Source organism: Escherichia sp. MOD1-EC6021, from assembly GCF_002965245.1.
Lineage (GTDB): Bacteria > Pseudomonadota > Gammaproteobacteria > Enterobacterales > Enterobacteriaceae > Escherichia > Escherichia coli_F.
The window spans coordinates 208,486-224,651 of the sequence record NZ_PTRU01000005.1; the positions used below are offsets into that span (position 1 = coordinate 208,486).

A 16,166-nucleotide genomic window follows, 5' to 3' on the forward strand; every position below is an offset into this window, starting at 1 on the left:
CAGGGTATTAGATAATGGCGATTATTATTGGGTTAGAATTTGCCCAATTGCCGATGTCGTTTGGAGCAAAATATGAGTGATGACGTAGCACTGCCGCTGGAGTTTACCGACGCAGCAGCCAACAAAGTTAAAAGCCTGATCGCTGACGAAGATAACCCGAATCTGAAATTACGCGTGTATATCACCGGTGGCGGTTGCAGCGGCTTCCAGTATGGTTTCACCTTTGATGATCAGGTGAACGAAGGCGATATGACCATCGAAAAACAGGGCGTTGGCCTGGTGGTTGACCCGATGAGCCTGCAATATCTGGTCGGCGGTTCCGTTGACTATACCGAAGGTCTGGAAGGTTCTCGTTTCATCGTGACCAACCCGAACGCGAAAAGCACCTGCGGTTGCGGTTCTTCCTTCAGCATCTAATCTGTTGTTCATGTGCCGGATAAACTATCCGGCACATCTTCTCTCTTCAACGCCCATTCTCATCCAGCGCAAACGTCGGTAGCTTAAGATGCCAACGAATAGCCGCCAGCCGAATCAATAGCGTCACGACCATGCCCATCATACTGGCTGTTTCCAGTGGTACGGAAAATGTGTAATAAGCCGTAGCGTGGACAATACCGCCGATAATACAGGCCGTTGCGTAGATTTCTGTGCGTAAAATCATGGGGATTTCGCGGGCCAGTACATCACGAATGATCCCGCCGCCAACGCCAGTAATGACGCCCATACAAACCGCGATTAACGGACCGGCTTCCGCATTAAAGGCTTTATTCACGCCAATGCCGACAAACACCGCCAGACCAACGGCATCCAGCACCGGCAACATCCATTTCGGTAAGCGTCTTGGCTGGCGCACCAGCACGATCGTCAGCATGCTGGTCACCATTGCAACAACCAGATCGGTGGGATCTTTCACCCAAAAGACCGGGCCGTGATCCAGCGCCATGTCGCGAATTGTCCCGCCGCCTACTGCGGTAACCACGCCCAGTACCAGAACACCAAAAGGGTCCATACGCAATTTTCCGGCTAACAAAACGCCGGAGATGGCAAATACCGCTGTGCCGACTATATCCAGCCAATAGACGAGCATTGTTCAATCCCCACTGAGCACCTGAAAAGGTCAGGCGCTAATCTACCTGTGAAAGCGCATTACAGAGCTGTTGTGCAGCGAGGATAATACGTGGGCTTGCACGTTCAAACCAGTCACTCGTGAGAGGAATAACGGGAATTTTGAGCTGTTCACCCCAGTATTGTTTGATTTTAGGAATTTGGTCCGGTCCACCTGTAATGACAATCGCCTGTGGCGCGCGTGCTAACACCTGTTCGCGGCTAACTTGCGGCCAGGGAACCCGGCTGTCTTTAAAGATGTTTTCTCCGCCACAAACTTCGAGTACCTGGTTTTGAATCGACTCTTTTCCACTGGTAAATGGCGGATTAATGCCGAATTGCAGAAAAACACGTTTTTTAGGTTTATCAGCATATTGCGCTTTCAATTGTGCGTACTGGTCCAGCAGGGATTGCGCGGCTTGTTCAGCCTTGTCCGGTTGTGGGCTCCAGGGGGCCAGTTGACGTAACGCATTGGCAATTTGTTCAATGCTTGTCGCATCGACCCACATCACTTTTATTCCCAGCGAAGCTAACTGGTCAACCTGCCGCTCGGCATTACCTCCACGCCAGGCAATCACCAGATCGGGTTTAAGGGCCACAATGCGTTCGAGATTCATCCCCTGCCAGGTTGAAACCTGCTCAATCTTTTGCGCTTGTGGAGGATAGTCGGAATAGCTGCTGACCCCAACCGGCGTGATCCCGGCGGCAAAAGCGAGTTCAGTGTTGGCGGGAGAAAGCGTGATGACGCGCGGTGCGGCGTTGAGCCACAGAGGGGCGAGAAAAGACAGGGCGACCAGCGCCCTGAACAGTGACTTAGCCATGTGCCAGTTTCTGCACCAGTGACTCAACCATCAGGCTGGACTGTTTAGCAGCAACAGCCAGGAACTCATCGAAGCTAAGATGAGACTGTTGATCGGCCACGTCGGAGATGGCGCGTACTACGACAAACGGGACGTTAAAATTGTGGCAGACATGAGCGATTGCCGTCGCTTCCATCTCTACAGCAATGGCCTGCGGGAAGTTGTGGCGGATTTTCGCCAGGCCAACAGAACCGTTGATGAAAGCGTCGCCGCTGACAATCAGGCCACGTACAGCGTTAAGATTCAGTTCGGCAATGCAGGCCTCAGCGGCAGCGATCAGTTTATCGTCAGCTTTGAAGCCAGCCGGGCAGCCAGGTAACTGACCGTATTCGTAACCAAATGCCGTGACATCCGCGTCGTGATAACGTGCTTCGTCCGAGACAACGATATCGCCCACTTTCAGCGTTGGCGCCAGGCCACCGGCAGAACCGGTGTTAATAATCACATCTGGCTTGCAGTGTTCCAACAGCAGAGTGGCACCCAGCGCCGCAGCGACTTTACCGATGCCCGATTTCAGAAGCGCAACCTCGGTTCCATTCAGTTGGCCGGTATAGATTTCGCAACCGCCCAGACTGATAGTTTGACGGTTTTCGATTTTGTCACGCAGCAGCGTAACTTCTTCTTCCATTGCACCAATGATGCCGATTTTCATAGATTTACTCGCGATAAGCCCGATTTGAAGGCATAGTTTACCATGCGCTTACGGGGAAGCGTATTTCTCACGCGGGAGAGGACATGGCACAGATTGATTTCCGAAAAAAAATAAACTGGCATCGTCGTTACCGTTCACCGCAGGGCGTTAAAACCGAACATGAGATCCTGCGAATCTTCGAGAGCGATCGCGGGCGTATCATCAACTCTCCGGCAATTCGTCGTCTGCAACAAAAGACCCAGGTTTTTCCACTGGAGCGCAATGCCGCCGTGCGCACGCGTCTTACCCACTCGATGGAAGTCCAGCAGGTGGGGCGCTACATCGCCAAAGAAATTTTAAGCCGTCTGAAAGAGCTTAAATTGCTGGAAGCATACGGCCTGGATGAACTGACCGGCCCTTTTGAAAGCATTGTTGAGATGTCATGCCTGATGCACGATATCGGCAATCCGCCGTTTGGTCATTTTGGCGAAGCGGCGATAAATGACTGGTTTCGCCAGCGTTTGCAACCGGAAGATGCCGAAAGCCAGCCTCTGACTGACGATCGCTGCAGCGTGGCAGCACTACGTTTACGGGACGGGGAAGAACCGCTTAACGAGCTGCGGCGCAAAATACGTCAGGACTTATGTCATTTTGAGGGGAATGCACAAGGTATTCGTCTGGTGCATACATTGATGCGGATGAATCTCACCTGGGCACAGGTTGGCGGTATTTTAAAATATACCCGTCCGGCGTGGTGGCGTGGCGAAACGCCTGAGACGCATCACTATTTAATGAAAAAACCAGGCTATTATCTTTCTGAAGAAGCCTATATTGCCCGGTTGCGTAAAGAACTTAAATTGGCGCTTTACAGTCGTTTTCCATTAACGTGGATTATGGAAGCTGCCGACGACATCTCCTATTGTGTGGCAGATCTTGAAGATGCGGTAGAGAAAAGAATATTTACCGTTGAGCAGCTTTATCATCATTTGCACGAAGCGTGGGGCCAGCATGAGAAAGGTTCGCTCTTTTCGCTGGTGGTTGAAAATGCCTGGGAAAAATCACGCTCAAATAGTTTAAGCCGCAGTACGGAAGATCAGTTTTTTATGTATTTACGGGTAAACACCCTAAATAAACTGGTACCCTACGCGGCACAACGATTTATTGATAATCTGCCTGCGATTTTCGCCGGAACGTTTAATCATGCATTATTGGAAGATGCCAGCGAATGCAGCGATCTTCTAAAGCTATATAAAAATGTCGCTGTAAAACATGTGTTTAGCCATCCAGATGTCGAGCAGCTTGAATTGCAGGGCTATCGGGTCATTAGCGGATTATTAGAGATTTATCGCCCTTTATTAAGCCTGTCGTTATCAGACTTTACTGAACTGGTAGAAAAAGAACGGGTGAAACGTTTCCCTATTGAATCGCGCTTATTCCACAAACTCTCGACGCGCCATCGGCTGGCCTATGTCGAGGCTGTCAGTAAATTACCGTCAGATTCTCCTGAGTTTCCGCTATGGGAATATTATTACCGTTGCCGCCTGCTGCAGGATTATATCAGCGGTATGACCGACCTCTATGCCTGGGATGAATACCGACGTCTGATGGCCGTAGAACAATAACCAGGCTTTTGTAAAGACGAACAATAAATTTTTACCTTTTGCAGAAACTTTAGTTCGGAACTTCGCGCTATAAAACGAATCTGAAGAACACAGCAATTTTGCGTTATCTGTTAATCGAGACTGAAATACATGAAAAAAACCACATTAGCACTGAGTGCACTGGCTCTGAGTTTAGGTTTGGCGTTATCTCCGCTCTCTGCAACGGCGGCTGAGACTTCTTCAGCAACGACAGCCCAGCAGATGCCAAGCCTTGCACCGATGCTCGAAAAGGTGATGCCTTCAGTGGTCAGCATTAACGTAGAAGGTAGCACAACCGTTAATACGCCGCGTATGCCGCGTAATTTCCAGCAGTTCTTCGGTGATGATTCTCCGTTCTGCCAGGAAGGTTCTCCGTTCCAGAGCTCTCCGTTCTGCCAGGGGGGCCAGGGCGGTAATGGCGGCGGCCAGCAACAGAAATTCATGGCGCTGGGTTCCGGCGTCATCATTGATGCCGATAAAGGCTATGTCGTCACCAACAACCACGTTGTTGATAACGCGACGGTGATTAAAGTCCAGCTGAGCGATGGTCGTAAGTTCGACGCGAAGATGGTTGGCAAAGATCCGCGCTCTGATATCGCGCTGATCCAGATCCAGAACCCGAAAAATCTGACCGCAATTAAGATGGCGGATTCTGATGCACTGCGCGTGGGTGATTACACCGTAGCAATTGGTAACCCGTTTGGTCTGGGCGAGACGGTAACTTCCGGGATTGTCTCTGCGCTGGGGCGTAGCGGTCTGAATGCCGAAAACTATGAAAACTTCATCCAGACCGATGCTGCGATCAACCGTGGTAACTCCGGTGGTGCGCTGGTTAACCTGAACGGCGAACTGATCGGTATCAACACCGCGATCCTCGCACCGGACGGCGGCAACATCGGTATCGGTTTTGCTATCCCGAGCAACATGGTGAAAAACCTGACCTCGCAGATGGTGGAATACGGCCAGGTGAAACGCGGTGAGCTGGGTATTATGGGGACTGAGCTGAACTCCGATCTGGCGAAAGCGATGAAAGTTGACGCCCAGCGCGGTGCTTTCGTAAGCCAGGTTCTGCCGAACTCTTCTGCCGCGAAAGCAGGCATTAAAGCGGGTGATGTGATCACCTCACTGAACGGTAAGCCAATCAGCAGCTTTGCCGCACTGCGTGCTCAGGTGGGCACTATGCCGGTAGGCAGCAAACTGACCCTGGGCTTACTGCGCGACGGGAAGCAGGTTAACGTGAACCTGGAACTGCAGCAGAGCAGCCAGAATCAGGTTGATTCCAGCACCATCTTCAACGGCATTGAAGGCGCTGAGATGAGCAACAAAGGCAAAGATCAGGGCGTGGTGGTGAACAACGTGAAAACGGGCACTCCAGCTGCGCAGATCGGCCTGAAGAAAGGTGATGTGATTATTGGTGCGAACCAGCAGGCAGTGAAAAACATCGCTGAACTGCGTAAAGTTCTCGACAGCAAACCGTCTGTGCTGGCACTGAATATTCAGCGCGGCGACAGCACCATCTATCTGTTAATGCAGTAATCTTCCTCAACCCCTTCCTGAAAACGGGAAGGGGTTCTCCTTACAATCTGTGAACTTCACCACAACTCCATACATCTTCCTCATCCTTTGGGCATTTGCACAATGCCGTACGTTACGTACTTCCTTATGCTAAGCCGTGCATAACGGAGGACTTATGGCTGGCTGGCATCTTGATACCAAAATGGCGCAGGATATCGTGGCGCGCACCATGCGCATCATTGATACCAATATTAACGTAATGGATGCCCGCGGGCGTATTATCGGCAGCGGCGATCGTGAGCGTATTGGTGAATTGCACGAAGGTGCATTGCTGGTACTTTCACAGGGACGAGTCGTCGATATCGATGACGCGGTGGCACGTCATCTGCACGGTGTGCGGCAGGGGATTAATCTACCATTACGGCTGGAAGGTGAAATTGTCGGCGTAATCGGCCTGACTGGTGAACCAGAGAATCTGCGTAAATATGGCGAACTGGTCTGCATGACGGCTGAAATGATGCTGGAACAGTCGCGGTTGATGCATCTGTTGGCGCAGGATAGCCGTTTGCGGGAAGAGTTGGTGATGAACCTGATTCAGGCGGAGGAGAATACTCCCGCACTCACTGAATGGGCGCAACGGTTGGGGATCGATCTCAATCAACCGCGAGTGGTGGCTATTGTTGAGGTCGATAGCGGTCAACTTGGCGTGGATAGCGCAATGGCGGAGTTACAGCAACTGCAAAACGCGCTGACTACGCCCGAGCGTAATAATCTGGTGGCGATTGTTTCACTGACCGAAATGGTGGTGTTGAAACCGGCGTTGAATTCGTTTGGGCGCTGGGATGCAGAAGATCATCGTAAGCGAGTTGAACAACTGATTGCCCGCATGAAAGAGTATGGTCAGCTACGTTTTCGCGTTTCGCTGGGTAACTATTTTACCGGACCAGGCAGTATTGCCCGCTCTTATCGTACGGCGAAAACGACGATGGTGGTGGGTAAACAGCGGATGCCCGAAAGTCGCTGCTATTTTTATCAGGATTTGATGTTGCCTGTGTTGCTAGACAGTTTGCGTGGCGACTGGCAGGCCAACGAACTGGCGCGACCGCTGGCGCGGCTGAAAGCGATGGACAATAACGGCTTGCTGCGGCGAACGCTGGCGGCGTGGTTTCGCCACAATGTGCAACCGCTGGCAACGTCAAAGGCGTTGTTTATTCATCGTAATACTCTTGAGTATCGGCTTAATCGTATATCGGAACTGACCGGGCTTGATTTGGGCAATTTTGATGACAGGTTGCTGCTGTATGTGGCGCTGCAACTAGATGAAGAGCGGTAGGTCGATTACAAAATTACAGCCGGGTGAGACTTTACCCGGCCCACAGAATGACATTATTTACGCGTCAGTTTTTCCAGATCGGCTTCAATCTCGCTGATTTTGTTAGTGACGACTGATTCCAGGTGACGTAAATCGTCGAGGATCTTACGCTTAAGATCGACCTCGCTGCGGTCACGCTGGCAGATTTGATCAAGTTCATCAATGATATACCGCAGGTTCGGGCTGATTTCCTGTACTTCTTTATAACCTTGACCCACACCATCAGCGACGACCGTTTTGCGCTGACGTGGATATTTAAATTTCACGCTCTTGGCGAAAAACTCGCCTTTGTCTTTCTGGAAATAGATTTTCAGAATATCGTTGTTGGCTTCCTGCCGGAGGCTGTAACGATCAATTTCTTCAGGATTGGTAATACCCAGACTTTTCAGATTGTCGTACATAGCGTTACCTCAAAATGAGTCAGTAAATTGTGCTTATTTTAGCATTTGGCCTGGCCCGCCCGGCTCGACTGTGATCGCAGAAAGCCTTTTTCTTCCAGACTTCTATCATGGCGTAAAAATCAAAAAATTACCTGCTTTATTCTGGCGATATTCCATGGGATGGATTAGCACATTTATCTTTGTTTTGCGAATTACATGACAGTCCGAAACAAGATGAAAAAGTATTTAAAAAAGGGGAAGAAGAATGAGTAGGACGAATTATTCTGAACCAGAAAGCAATCGGGCAGCGTCGTGCTGCCCGTGTACATACTTTTAGTCAATGGTACGCAGCAGTTCGTTAATACCAACTTTGCCGCGAGTTTTCGCGTCAACTTTCTTAACGATAACCGCACAGTAGAGGCTGTATTTGCCATCTTTCGACGGCAGATTACCTGACACAACCACAGACCCCGCCGGAACGCGACCGTAGTGGATTTCGCCGGTTTCACGGTCGTAAATACGGGTGCTCTGACCAATGTATACGCCCATAGAGATGACGGAACCTTCTTCGACAATCACCCCTTCAACCACTTCAGAGCGTGCGCCGATGAAGCAGTTATCTTCAATAATGGTCGGGTTAGCCTGCAGCGGCTCCAGCACGCCGCCGATACCCACGCCACCGGAAAGGTGGACGTTTTTACCAATCTGCGCACAGGAACCGACGGTCGCCCAGGTATCAACCATGGTGCCTTCATCAACATATGCGCCGATGTTGACGTAAGACGGCATCAGCACGGTGTTACGGGCAATGAACGCGCCCTGACGCACTGCCGCTGGTGGCACGACGCGGAAGCCTTCTTTCTGGAAACGTGCTTCATCGTAGTTAGCGAATTTCATCGGCACTTTGTCGAAGTAGCGGCTTTCTGCCCCTTCGATCACCTGATTATCATTAATACGGAAAGAGAGCAGCACCGCTTTTTTCAACCACTGATGCGTCACCCACTGACCGTCAATTTTTTCCGCTACACGCAGTGCGCCGGAATCCAGCAGGGCGATCACCTGATTTACCGCTTCGCGGGTAACGGTGTCTGCATTGGCTGGCGTGATCTCGGCACGGCGTTCAAAAGCGGTTTCAATAATGTTCTGTAACTGCTGCATTGTTAAACTCTTTTCATATCAGTAAACACATCACCCTTTATCGTTTGGATTGAGGGCCTCTGTCAACCGCTGATGCACTTCCTGCTGCAACTCGTTATTAAGCGCACGCCGGTCAGCGGTGGCAATTATGAATAAATCTTCTACTCGCTCGCCAATGGTTGTAATTCGGGCACCATGAAGCGAAATTCCCAGATCGGCAAAAATTTTCCCGACTCTTGCCAGCAGTCCAGGTTGGTCGAGGGCGATCAGTTCGAGGAACGATTTGCGGTCGGTATGGGTCGGCAAAAACGTCACTTCGGTTTCAACAGTAAAATGGCGCAATTTGGCAGGCTGGCGACGCGGCTGCGGTGGCTGCCAGCTACTTTGTGTCAGTACTTGCTCCAGACCAAACCGAATAACCTCATGACGATCGGCGGACAGCGGGCTGCCATCGGGTTCCAGCACTATAAAGGTATCCATCGCCATACCGTCACGAGTGGTGAAAATTTGTGCGTCGTGGACACTTAAATTGCGGCGGTCTAATTCGGCACAGACGGCGGCAAACAGATAGGGGCGGTCCGGGCTCCAGATAAAAATCTCGGTGCCTCCACGCGTAGCCTGCGGGCTAAGCAGTACCAGCGGTTTGCTTAAATCATGCTGTAATAAATGGCGTGCGTGCCAGGCCAGTTGATTTGGGCTATGACGGACAAAATAGTTAGCGCGACAGCGTGACCAAATTTGGTGCAGCGCCTCTTCGTCGATGTTATCCATGCGCAGTAGTGCCAGCGCCTGGAGTTGGTGATGGCGAACCCGTTCGCGCATATCCGGCGTGTTTTGCATTCCGCGTCGTAGCTGCTTTTCGGTGGCAAAATAGAGTTCGCGCAACAGACTTTGCTTCCAGCTATTCCACAGTGTTTCGTTGGTGGCGCAAATGTCTGCCACTGTCAGGCATACCAGATAACGCAGACGATTTTCTGTTTGCACTTCTTCGGCAAACTGCTTGATGACTTCCGGGTCCTGAATATCGCGGCGCTGAGCTGTCACCGACATCAGCAAGTGCTGACGAACCAGCCAGGCCACCAGCTGTGTTTCGCGTGAGTTCAGCCCGTGGAGTTCGGCAAAATGCACTACATCCTGAGCACCGAGAATGGAGTGGTCGCCGCCGCGTCCTTTGGCGATATCGTGAAACAGCGCGGCGATGAAAATCAGCTCAGTTGACGGCAGGCGCGGCCAGACGTCCACACACAACGGATGGCGCTGTCGCGTTTCTTCACTGGCAAAACTCTCCAGTTTCAACATCACGCGGATAGTATGTTCATCCACTGTGTAGGCGTGGAACAGGTCAAACTGCATCTGCCCGACGATATGCGACCATTGCGGCATATACGCGCCGAGCACGCTATGGCGATGCATTGGCAATAGTCCGCGTCGCACCGCTCCGGGGTGGCGTAGAATGCTCAAAAACAGTTTTCGCGCTTCCGGAATATTGCACAGTGGTTGTTGCAGATGGCGACGGGCGTGGCGCAACTGGCGCAGCGTGGTGGAGTAAATGCCGGTGATCGCACTGTTGCGCACCATGGTGTAGAACATACGCAAGATGGCTTCCGGCTGGCGCATAAACAGTGTTTCATCGCGCAGGTCGATTAGCGTACCGCGTAGCTGAAACTCATCGTCGATTGGACGTGGTTTTTCGTCGGCGGGCAGGGCGAGGATGGCTTCATCGAACAGTTGCAGCAGCATCTGGTTGAGTTCACTGACGCGGCGCGTAACGCGGAAGTAATCCTTCATCATCCGCTCGACGGGTTCGTTACCTTCGCCACTGTAATTCAGACGCTGGGCGACGCTAAGCTGGCGATCAAACAGCAGGCGATTATCGTAACGGCTGACGACCAGATGCAGGGCAAAGCGAATACGCCACAATATATGCAGACATTCGTTTAATTCCGCCCGCTCCGCTGAGGTTAAGAAGCCAAACCCTACCATTTCATCCAGTGAAGTCGCGCCAAAATGACGGCGTGCCACCCATTGCAGAGTGTGGATATCACGCAAGCCGCCGGGGCTACTTTTGATGTCTGGCTCAAGGTTGTAGCTGGTGCCGTGGTAACGCTGATGGCGCTGGTTCTGTTCTTCAACTTTCGCTGCGTAGAATTTGTCGGAAGGCCAGAATCCTTCGCTGAAAATATGTTTTTGCAGTTCGAGGAATAACGCAACATCGCCAATTAATAAGCGGGATTCGATTAAATTGGTGGCGACGGTTAAATCCGATAACCCTTCCAGCATGCACTCCTCAAGCGTGCGCACGCTATGACCGACTTCCAGCTTCACATCCCAGAGCAGCGTTAACAGCTCGCCCACTTTTTGCGCCTGATCGTCCGGGAGTTTTTTGCGGCTTAAAATCAGTAAATCGACGTCTGAAAGCGGATGCAGCTCGCCACGACCGTAGCCACCGACGGCGACCAATGCCAGGTCGGCAATCTGGCTGAATCCCGCTTCAATCCATAACCGTTGCAGGAGTTGGTCGATAAACTCGGTGCGTGCCTCAATCAACTGTTCTGCGGAGATCCCATTGTCAAAGGCATCACCCAGCCAACGCTGGAAGGTATCAATATGAGCTTTTATCCCACAAACAGTTAATTCATCACGGGGCCAGACGCATGGATTTTGCGGTTGACCGGGCAGGGTGGGGAGAGCGGTGTTTGCGTACTGTTCTGGAAGGGTATTCATTGTGCGCCACCCATAAGATTAAATTATCGCATTAAAAAAGCCGGCATTCGCCGGCTTCATCTTATTCTTCGTGCGAGATTATCGCCGGGATGGTGTCATCCTTGCGTAGCGTCAGAATTTCGCAGCCGTTATCGGTCACCACAATAGTATGCTCATATTGTGCAGACAAGCTGCGATCTTTGGTTTTTACCGTCCAGCCATCTTTCATGGTGCGGATCTCTTTTTTGCCCGCGTTGACCATTGGCTCGATGGTGAAGGTCATCCCCGGTTTCAGCACGACGTTGGTTTCACGGGAGTCATAGTGCAGCACCTGCGGTTCTTCGTGGAAGCCGCGACCAATACCGTGTCCGCAATATTCACGAACGACGGAGAAGCCTTCTGCTTCGACAAATTTCTGAATCGCCGCACCGATTTCGCGCAGATTAATGCCCGGTTTTACCATGCGCAGCGCCAGGTACAGGCTTTCTTGCGTGATGCGGCACAGACGTTCGCCCATGATGGTTGGCTTACCGACGATAAACATTTTTGAGGTATCGCCGTGGAAACCATCTTTGATTACAGTGACGTCGATGTTAACGATATCGCCATCTTTCAGCAGCTTGGCGTCGTCCGGGATACCGTGGCATACCACTTCATTAATAGAGATACACACGGATTTCGGATAGCCGTGATAGCCGAGGCAGGCAGAAACCGCGTGTTGTTCATTAACAATGTAATCATTACAGATGCGATCCAGCTCGCCGGTGCTGACGCCCGGTTTAACATACGGTTCGATCATTTCCAGCACTTCGGCAGCCAGTCGGCCAGCGACGCGCATTTTTTCGATATCTTCTGGGGTCTTGATTGAGATAGCCATTAATTCTGTCCATCAGCGTCGGTGATACCGACAATATATATGTAAGTGTCGTCAATGGTATCACACCCGGGCAAATTGAGAATCATTCTGAATTTCGCCAAACGTGCCACTGAACGTTTTCTATAATAGAAAATTCATCGTCTGATGCTGTACACAGCGCCAACAATTATTGGTGTCCACGACGTATTTGTGGTATAAAGCGCGCCGGACTTCCGATCCATTTCGTATACACAGACTGGACGGAAGCGACAATCTCACTTTGTGTAACAACACACACGTATCGGCACATATTCCGGGGTGCCCTTTGGGGTCGGTAATATGGGATACGTGGAGGCATAACCCCAACTTTTATATAGAGGTTTTAATCATGGCAACTGTTTCCATGCGCGACATGCTCAAGGCTGGTGTTCACTTCGGTCACCAGACCCGTTACTGGAACCCGAAAATGAAGCCGTTCATCTTCGGTGCGCGTAACAAAGTTCACATCATCAACCTTGAGAAAACTGTACCGATGTTCAACGAAGCTCTGGCTGAACTGAACAAGATTGCTTCTCGCAAAGGTAAAATCCTTTTCGTTGGTACTAAACGCGCTGCAAGCGAAGCGGTGAAAGACGCTGCTCTGAGCTGCGACCAGTTCTTCGTGAACCATCGCTGGCTGGGCGGTATGCTGACTAACTGGAAAACCGTTCGTCAGTCCATCAAACGTCTGAAAGACCTGGAAACTCAGTCTCAGGACGGTACTTTCGACAAGCTGACCAAGAAAGAAGCGCTGATGCGCACTCGTGAGCTGGAGAAACTGGAAAACAGCCTGGGCGGTATCAAAGACATGGGCGGTCTGCCGGACGCTCTGTTTGTAATCGATGCTGACCACGAACACATTGCTATCAAAGAAGCAAACAACCTGGGTATTCCGGTATTTGCTATCGTTGATACCAACTCTGATCCGGACGGTGTTGACTTCGTTATCCCGGGTAACGACGACGCAATCCGTGCTGTGACCCTGTACCTGGGCGCTGTTGCTGCAACCGTACGTGAAGGCCGTTCTCAGGATCTGGCTTCCCAGGCGGAAGAAAGCTTCGTAGAAGCTGAGTAATAAGGCTTGATAACTCCCCCAAAATAGTTCGAGTTGAAGAAAGGCGGCAAGCTCGAGAATTCCCGGGAGCTTACATCGGTAAGTGACCGGGATGAGCGAGCGAAGACAACGCATCTGCGGCGCGAAATATGAAGGGGGAGAGCCCTTATAGACCAGGTAGTACACGTTTGGTTAGGGGGCCTGCATATGGCCCCCTTTTTCACTTTTATATCTGTGCGGTTTAATGCCGGGCAGATCACATCTCCGAGGATTTTAGAATGGCTGAAATTACCGCATCCCTGGTAAAAGAGCTGCGTGAGCGTACTGGCGCAGGCATGATGGATTGCAAAAAAGCACTGACTGAAGCTAACGGCGACATCGAGCTGGCAATCGAAAACATGCGTAAGTCCGGTGCTATTAAAGCAGCGAAAAAAGCAGGCAACGTTGCTGCTGACGGCGTGATCAAAACCAAAATCGACGGCAACTACGGCATCATTCTGGAAGTTAACTGCCAGACTGACTTCGTTGCAAAAGACGCTGGTTTCCAGGCGTTCGCAGACAAAGTTCTGGACGCAGCTGTTGCTGGCAAAATCACTGACGTTGAAGTTCTGAAAGCACAGTTCGAAGAAGAACGTGTTGCGCTGGTAGCGAAAATCGGTGAAAACATCAACATTCGCCGCGTTGCTGCGCTGGAAGGCGACGTTCTGGGTTCTTATCAGCACGGTGCGCGTATCGGCGTTCTGGTTGCTGCTAAAGGCGCTGACGAAGAGCTGGTTAAACACATCGCTATGCACGTTGCTGCAAGCAAACCAGAATTCATCAAACCGGAAGACGTTTCCGCTGAAGTGGTAGAGAAAGAATACCAGGTTCAGCTGGATATCGCGATGCAGTCTGGTAAGCCGAAAGAAATCGCAGAGAAAATGGTTGAAGGCCGCATGAAGAAATTCACCGGCGAAGTTTCTCTGACCGGTCAGCCGTTCGTTATGGAACCAAGCAAAACTGTTGGTCAGCTGCTGAAAGAGCATAACGCTGAAGTGACTGGCTTCATCCGCTTCGAAGTAGGTGAAGGCATCGAGAAAGTTGAGACTGACTTTGCAGCAGAAGTTGCTGCGATGTCCAAGCAGTCTTAATTATCGAAAAGGAGCCGCCTGAGGGCGGCTTCTTTTTGCGCCCATCTTGTAAATTCAGCTAACCCTTATGGGGCTGCGCTGAAAAGCGACGTACAATGTCGCCGGTATTAATTCATTTCAATCGTTGACAGTCTCAGGAAAGAAACATGGCTACCAATGCAAAACCCGTCTATAAACGCATTCTGCTTAAGTTGAGTGGCGAAGCTCTGCAGGGCACGGAAGGCTTCGGTATTGATGCAAGCATACTGGATCGCATGGCTCAGGAAATCAAAGAACTGGTTGAACTGGGTATTCAGGTTGGTGTGGTGATTGGTGGGGGTAACCTGTTCCGTGGCGCTGGTCTGGCGAAAGCGGGTATGAACCGCGTTGTGGGCGACCACATGGGGATGCTGGCGACCGTAATGAACGGCCTGGCAATGCGTGATGCACTGCACCGCGCCTATGTGAACGCTCGTCTGATGTCCGCTATTCCATTGAATGGCGTGTGCGACAGCTACAGCTGGGCAGAAGCTATCAGCCTGTTGCGCAACAATCGTGTGGTGATCCTCTCCGCCGGTACAGGTAACCCGTTCTTTACCACCGACTCTGCAGCTTGCCTGCGTGGTATCGAAATTGAAGCTGATGTGGTGTTGAAAGCAACTAAAGTTGACGGCGTGTTTACAGCTGATCCGGCGAAAGATCCAACCGCAACGATGTACGAGCAACTGACTTACAGCGAAGTGCTGGAAAAAGAGCTGAAAGTCATGGACCTGGCGGCCTTCACGCTGGCTCGTGACCATAAATTACCGATTCGTGTTTTCAACATGAACAAACCGGGTGCGCTGCGCCGTGTGGTAATGGGTGAAAAAGAAGGGACTTTAATCACGGAATAATTCCCGTGATGGATAAATAAGGGTAAGATTCCGCGTAAGTATCGCGGGGGCGTAAGTCTGGTTATAAGGCGTTATTGTTGCAGGCAGTTTGGTCACGGCCAGCGCGCAGCAACCGGAGCGTACACAAGTACGTGAGGATGGCGAGCACTGCCCGGGGCCAAAATGGCAAATAAAATAGCCTAATAATCCAGACGATTACCCGTAATATGTTTAATCAGGGCTATACTTAGCACACTTCCACTGTGTGTGACTGTCTGGTCTGACTGAGACAAGTTTTCAAGGATTCGTAACGTGATTAGCGATATCAGAAAAGATGCTGAAGTACGCATGGATAAATGCGTAGAAGCGTTCAAAACCCAAATCAGCAAAATACGCACGGGTCGTGCTTCTCCCAGCCTGCTGGATGGCATTGTCGTGGAATATTACGGCACGCCGACGCCGCTGCGTCAGCTGGCAAGCGTAACAGTAGAAGATTCCCGTACTCTGAAAATCAACGTGTTTGATCGTTCAATGTCTCCGGCCGTTGAAAAAGCGATTATGGCGTCCGATCTTGGCCTGAACCCGAACTCTGCGGGTAGCGACATCCGTGTTCCGCTGCCGCCGCTGACGGAAGAACGTCGTAAAGATCTGACCAAAATTGTTCGTGGTGAAGCAGAACAAGCGCGTGTTGCAGTACGTAACGTGCGTCGTGACGCGAACGACAAAGTGAAAGCACTGTTGAAAGATAAAGAGATCAGCGAAGACGACGATCGCCGTTCTCAGGACGATGTACAGAAACTGACTGATGCTGCAATCAAGAAAATTGAAGCGGCGCTGGCAGACAAAGAAGCAGAACTGATGCAGTTCTGATTTCTTGAACGACAAAAACGCCGC

16 protein-coding genes are annotated in these 16,166 nt (G+C 51.1%); 9 read left to right on the forward strand and 7 right to left on the reverse strand.

All coding sequences use genetic code 11. The features are described 5' to 3' along the window. Positions 1 to 14: 14 nt before the first annotated feature. Together yadW and erpA are read left to right on the forward strand one after the other, a co-directional pair. A complete protein-coding gene (yadW, locus tag BEB54_RS28585) occupies positions 15 to 80 on the forward strand; it encodes a small protein YadW (RefSeq protein WP_120795373.1) in 66 nt (21 codons plus the stop codon). Continuing rightward, on the forward strand, positions 73 to 417 hold the full coding sequence (erpA, locus tag BEB54_RS08450; RefSeq protein WP_001295564.1) for an iron-sulfur cluster insertion protein ErpA: 345 nt from the start codon (positions 73 to 75) through the stop codon (positions 415 to 417). Before yadW ends, erpA begins: the two co-directional genes overlap by 8 nt. Positions 418 to 463: 46 nt before the next feature. Here erpA and BEB54_RS08455 read toward each other — a convergent pair whose 3' ends face one another. The 3 genes from BEB54_RS08455 to mtnN are packed head-to-tail and all read right to left on the reverse strand — an operon-like array spanning position 464 to position 2,616. Next, positions 464 to 1,087, reverse strand: coding sequence for a TRIC cation channel family protein (locus BEB54_RS08455; RefSeq protein ID WP_000964221.1), 624 nt, complete (start codon positions 1,085 to 1,087; stop codon positions 464 to 466). Positions 1,088 to 1,124: 37 nt separating this feature from the next. After that, positions 1,125 to 1,925, reverse strand: a complete 801-nt coding sequence (btuF, locus tag BEB54_RS08460; RefSeq protein WP_001306218.1) for a vitamin B12 ABC transporter substrate-binding protein BtuF — start codon at positions 1,923 to 1,925, stop codon at positions 1,125 to 1,127. Further along, the gene (gene mtnN / locus BEB54_RS08465) at positions 1,918 to 2,616 is read right to left on the reverse strand and encodes a 5'-methylthioadenosine/S-adenosylhomocysteine nucleosidase (protein ID WP_000689844.1); all 699 of its coding nucleotides are present in this window, start codon (positions 2,614 to 2,616) and stop codon (positions 1,918 to 1,920) included. Before mtnN ends, btuF begins: the two co-directional genes overlap by 8 nt. 83 nt (positions 2,617 to 2,699) lie before the next feature. Here mtnN and dgt point away from each other — a divergent pair, with 83 nt between their 5' ends. From dgt to cdaR, 3 genes are all read left to right on the forward strand, one after another. Then, positions 2,700 to 4,217 (forward strand): dGTPase, encoded by a 1,518-nt coding sequence (gene dgt, locus BEB54_RS08470; protein WP_105277304.1) that lies wholly within the window; start codon positions 2,700 to 2,702, stop codon positions 4,215 to 4,217. A gap of 129 nt (positions 4,218 to 4,346) precedes the next feature. Beyond that, positions 4,347 to 5,771: a serine endoprotease DegP gene (gene degP / locus BEB54_RS08480; RefSeq protein ID WP_000753942.1), complete on the forward strand. Its 1,425-nt coding sequence runs from the start codon at positions 4,347 to 4,349 to the stop codon at positions 5,769 to 5,771. A gap of 154 nt (positions 5,772 to 5,925) precedes the next feature. After that, complete coding sequence (gene cdaR, locus BEB54_RS08485) at positions 5,926 to 7,083, forward strand: DNA-binding transcriptional regulator CdaR (protein WP_000929430.1); 1,158 nt, start codon at positions 5,926 to 5,928, stop codon at positions 7,081 to 7,083. A 53-nt stretch (positions 7,084 to 7,136) separates the two neighbouring features. Here cdaR and BEB54_RS08490 read toward each other — a convergent pair whose 3' ends face one another. The 4 genes from BEB54_RS08490 to map all read right to left on the reverse strand — a co-directional run bounded on the left by BEB54_RS08490 (position 7,137) and on the right by map (position 12,219). Further along, positions 7,137 to 7,523 (reverse strand): DUF3461 family protein, encoded by a 387-nt coding sequence (locus BEB54_RS08490; RefSeq protein ID WP_000272188.1) that lies wholly within the window; start codon positions 7,521 to 7,523, stop codon positions 7,137 to 7,139. Between the two features lie 312 nt (positions 7,524 to 7,835). After that, positions 7,836 to 8,660, reverse strand: coding sequence for a 2,3,4,5-tetrahydropyridine-2,6-dicarboxylate N-succinyltransferase (dapD, locus tag BEB54_RS08495; RefSeq protein WP_001186656.1), 825 nt, complete (start codon positions 8,658 to 8,660; stop codon positions 7,836 to 7,838). A 30-nt stretch (positions 8,661 to 8,690) separates the two neighbouring features. After that, complete coding sequence (glnD, locus tag BEB54_RS08500; RefSeq protein WP_105277305.1) at positions 8,691 to 11,363, reverse strand: bifunctional uridylyltransferase/uridylyl-removing protein GlnD; 2,673 nt, start codon at positions 11,361 to 11,363, stop codon at positions 8,691 to 8,693. A gap of 61 nt (positions 11,364 to 11,424) precedes the next feature. Further along, complete coding sequence (gene map, locus BEB54_RS08505) at positions 11,425 to 12,219, reverse strand: type I methionyl aminopeptidase (RefSeq protein WP_039021639.1); 795 nt, start codon at positions 12,217 to 12,219, stop codon at positions 11,425 to 11,427. Between the two features lie 367 nt (positions 12,220 to 12,586). On the opposite strand from map, the gene rpsB reads away from it, so the two are divergent. The 4 genes from rpsB (at position 12,587) to frr (ending at position 16,142) form a co-directional block, all read left to right on the forward strand. Then, positions 12,587 to 13,312 (forward strand): 30S ribosomal protein S2, encoded by a 726-nt coding sequence (rpsB, locus tag BEB54_RS08515; RefSeq protein ID WP_000246882.1) that lies wholly within the window; start codon positions 12,587 to 12,589, stop codon positions 13,310 to 13,312. Between the two features lie 257 nt (positions 13,313 to 13,569). Beyond that, a complete protein-coding gene (gene tsf / locus BEB54_RS08525) occupies positions 13,570 to 14,421 on the forward strand; it encodes a translation elongation factor Ts (RefSeq protein ID WP_000818114.1) in 852 nt (283 codons plus the stop codon). Between the two features lie 146 nt (positions 14,422 to 14,567). Next, on the forward strand, positions 14,568 to 15,293 hold the full coding sequence (gene pyrH, locus BEB54_RS08530) for a UMP kinase (RefSeq protein ID WP_000224573.1): 726 nt from the start codon (positions 14,568 to 14,570) through the stop codon (positions 15,291 to 15,293). A gap of 291 nt (positions 15,294 to 15,584) precedes the next feature. Next, the gene (gene frr / locus BEB54_RS08535; protein WP_000622418.1) at positions 15,585 to 16,142 is read left to right on the forward strand and encodes a ribosome recycling factor; all 558 of its coding nucleotides are present in this window, start codon (positions 15,585 to 15,587) and stop codon (positions 16,140 to 16,142) included. Positions 16,143 to 16,166: the final 24 nt, after the last annotated feature.

Coding starts and splice junctions, on each gene's coding strand:
- erpA (WP_001295564.1), top strand. CDS start 73: ATGAGTGATGACGTAGCACTGCCGCTGGAGTTTACCGACGCAGCAGCC.
- BEB54_RS08455 (WP_000964221.1), bottom strand. CDS start 1,087: ATGCTCGTCTATTGGCTGGATATAGTCGGCACAGCGGTATTTGCCATC.
- btuF (WP_001306218.1), bottom strand. CDS start 1,925: ATGGCTAAGTCACTGTTCAGGGCGCTGGTCGCCCTGTCTTTTCTCGCC.
- mtnN (WP_000689844.1), bottom strand. CDS start 2,616: ATGAAAATCGGCATCATTGGTGCAATGGAAGAAGAAGTTACGCTGCTG.
- dgt (WP_105277304.1), top strand. CDS start 2,700: ATGGCACAGATTGATTTCCGAAAAAAAATAAACTGGCATCGTCGTTAC.
- degP (WP_000753942.1), top strand. CDS start 4,347: ATGAAAAAAACCACATTAGCACTGAGTGCACTGGCTCTGAGTTTAGGT.
- cdaR (WP_000929430.1), top strand. CDS start 5,926: ATGGCTGGCTGGCATCTTGATACCAAAATGGCGCAGGATATCGTGGCG.
- BEB54_RS08490 (WP_000272188.1), bottom strand. CDS start 7,523: ATGTACGACAATCTGAAAAGTCTGGGTATTACCAATCCTGAAGAAATT.
- dapD (WP_001186656.1), bottom strand. CDS start 8,660: ATGCAGCAGTTACAGAACATTATTGAAACCGCTTTTGAACGCCGTGCC.
- glnD (WP_105277305.1), bottom strand. CDS start 11,363: ATGAATACCCTTCCAGAACAGTACGCAAACACCGCTCTCCCCACCCTG.
- map (WP_039021639.1), bottom strand. CDS start 12,219: ATGGCTATCTCAATCAAGACCCCAGAAGATATCGAAAAAATGCGCGTC.
- rpsB (WP_000246882.1), top strand. CDS start 12,587: ATGGCAACTGTTTCCATGCGCGACATGCTCAAGGCTGGTGTTCACTTC.
- tsf (WP_000818114.1), top strand. CDS start 13,570: ATGGCTGAAATTACCGCATCCCTGGTAAAAGAGCTGCGTGAGCGTACT.
- pyrH (WP_000224573.1), top strand. CDS start 14,568: ATGGCTACCAATGCAAAACCCGTCTATAAACGCATTCTGCTTAAGTTG.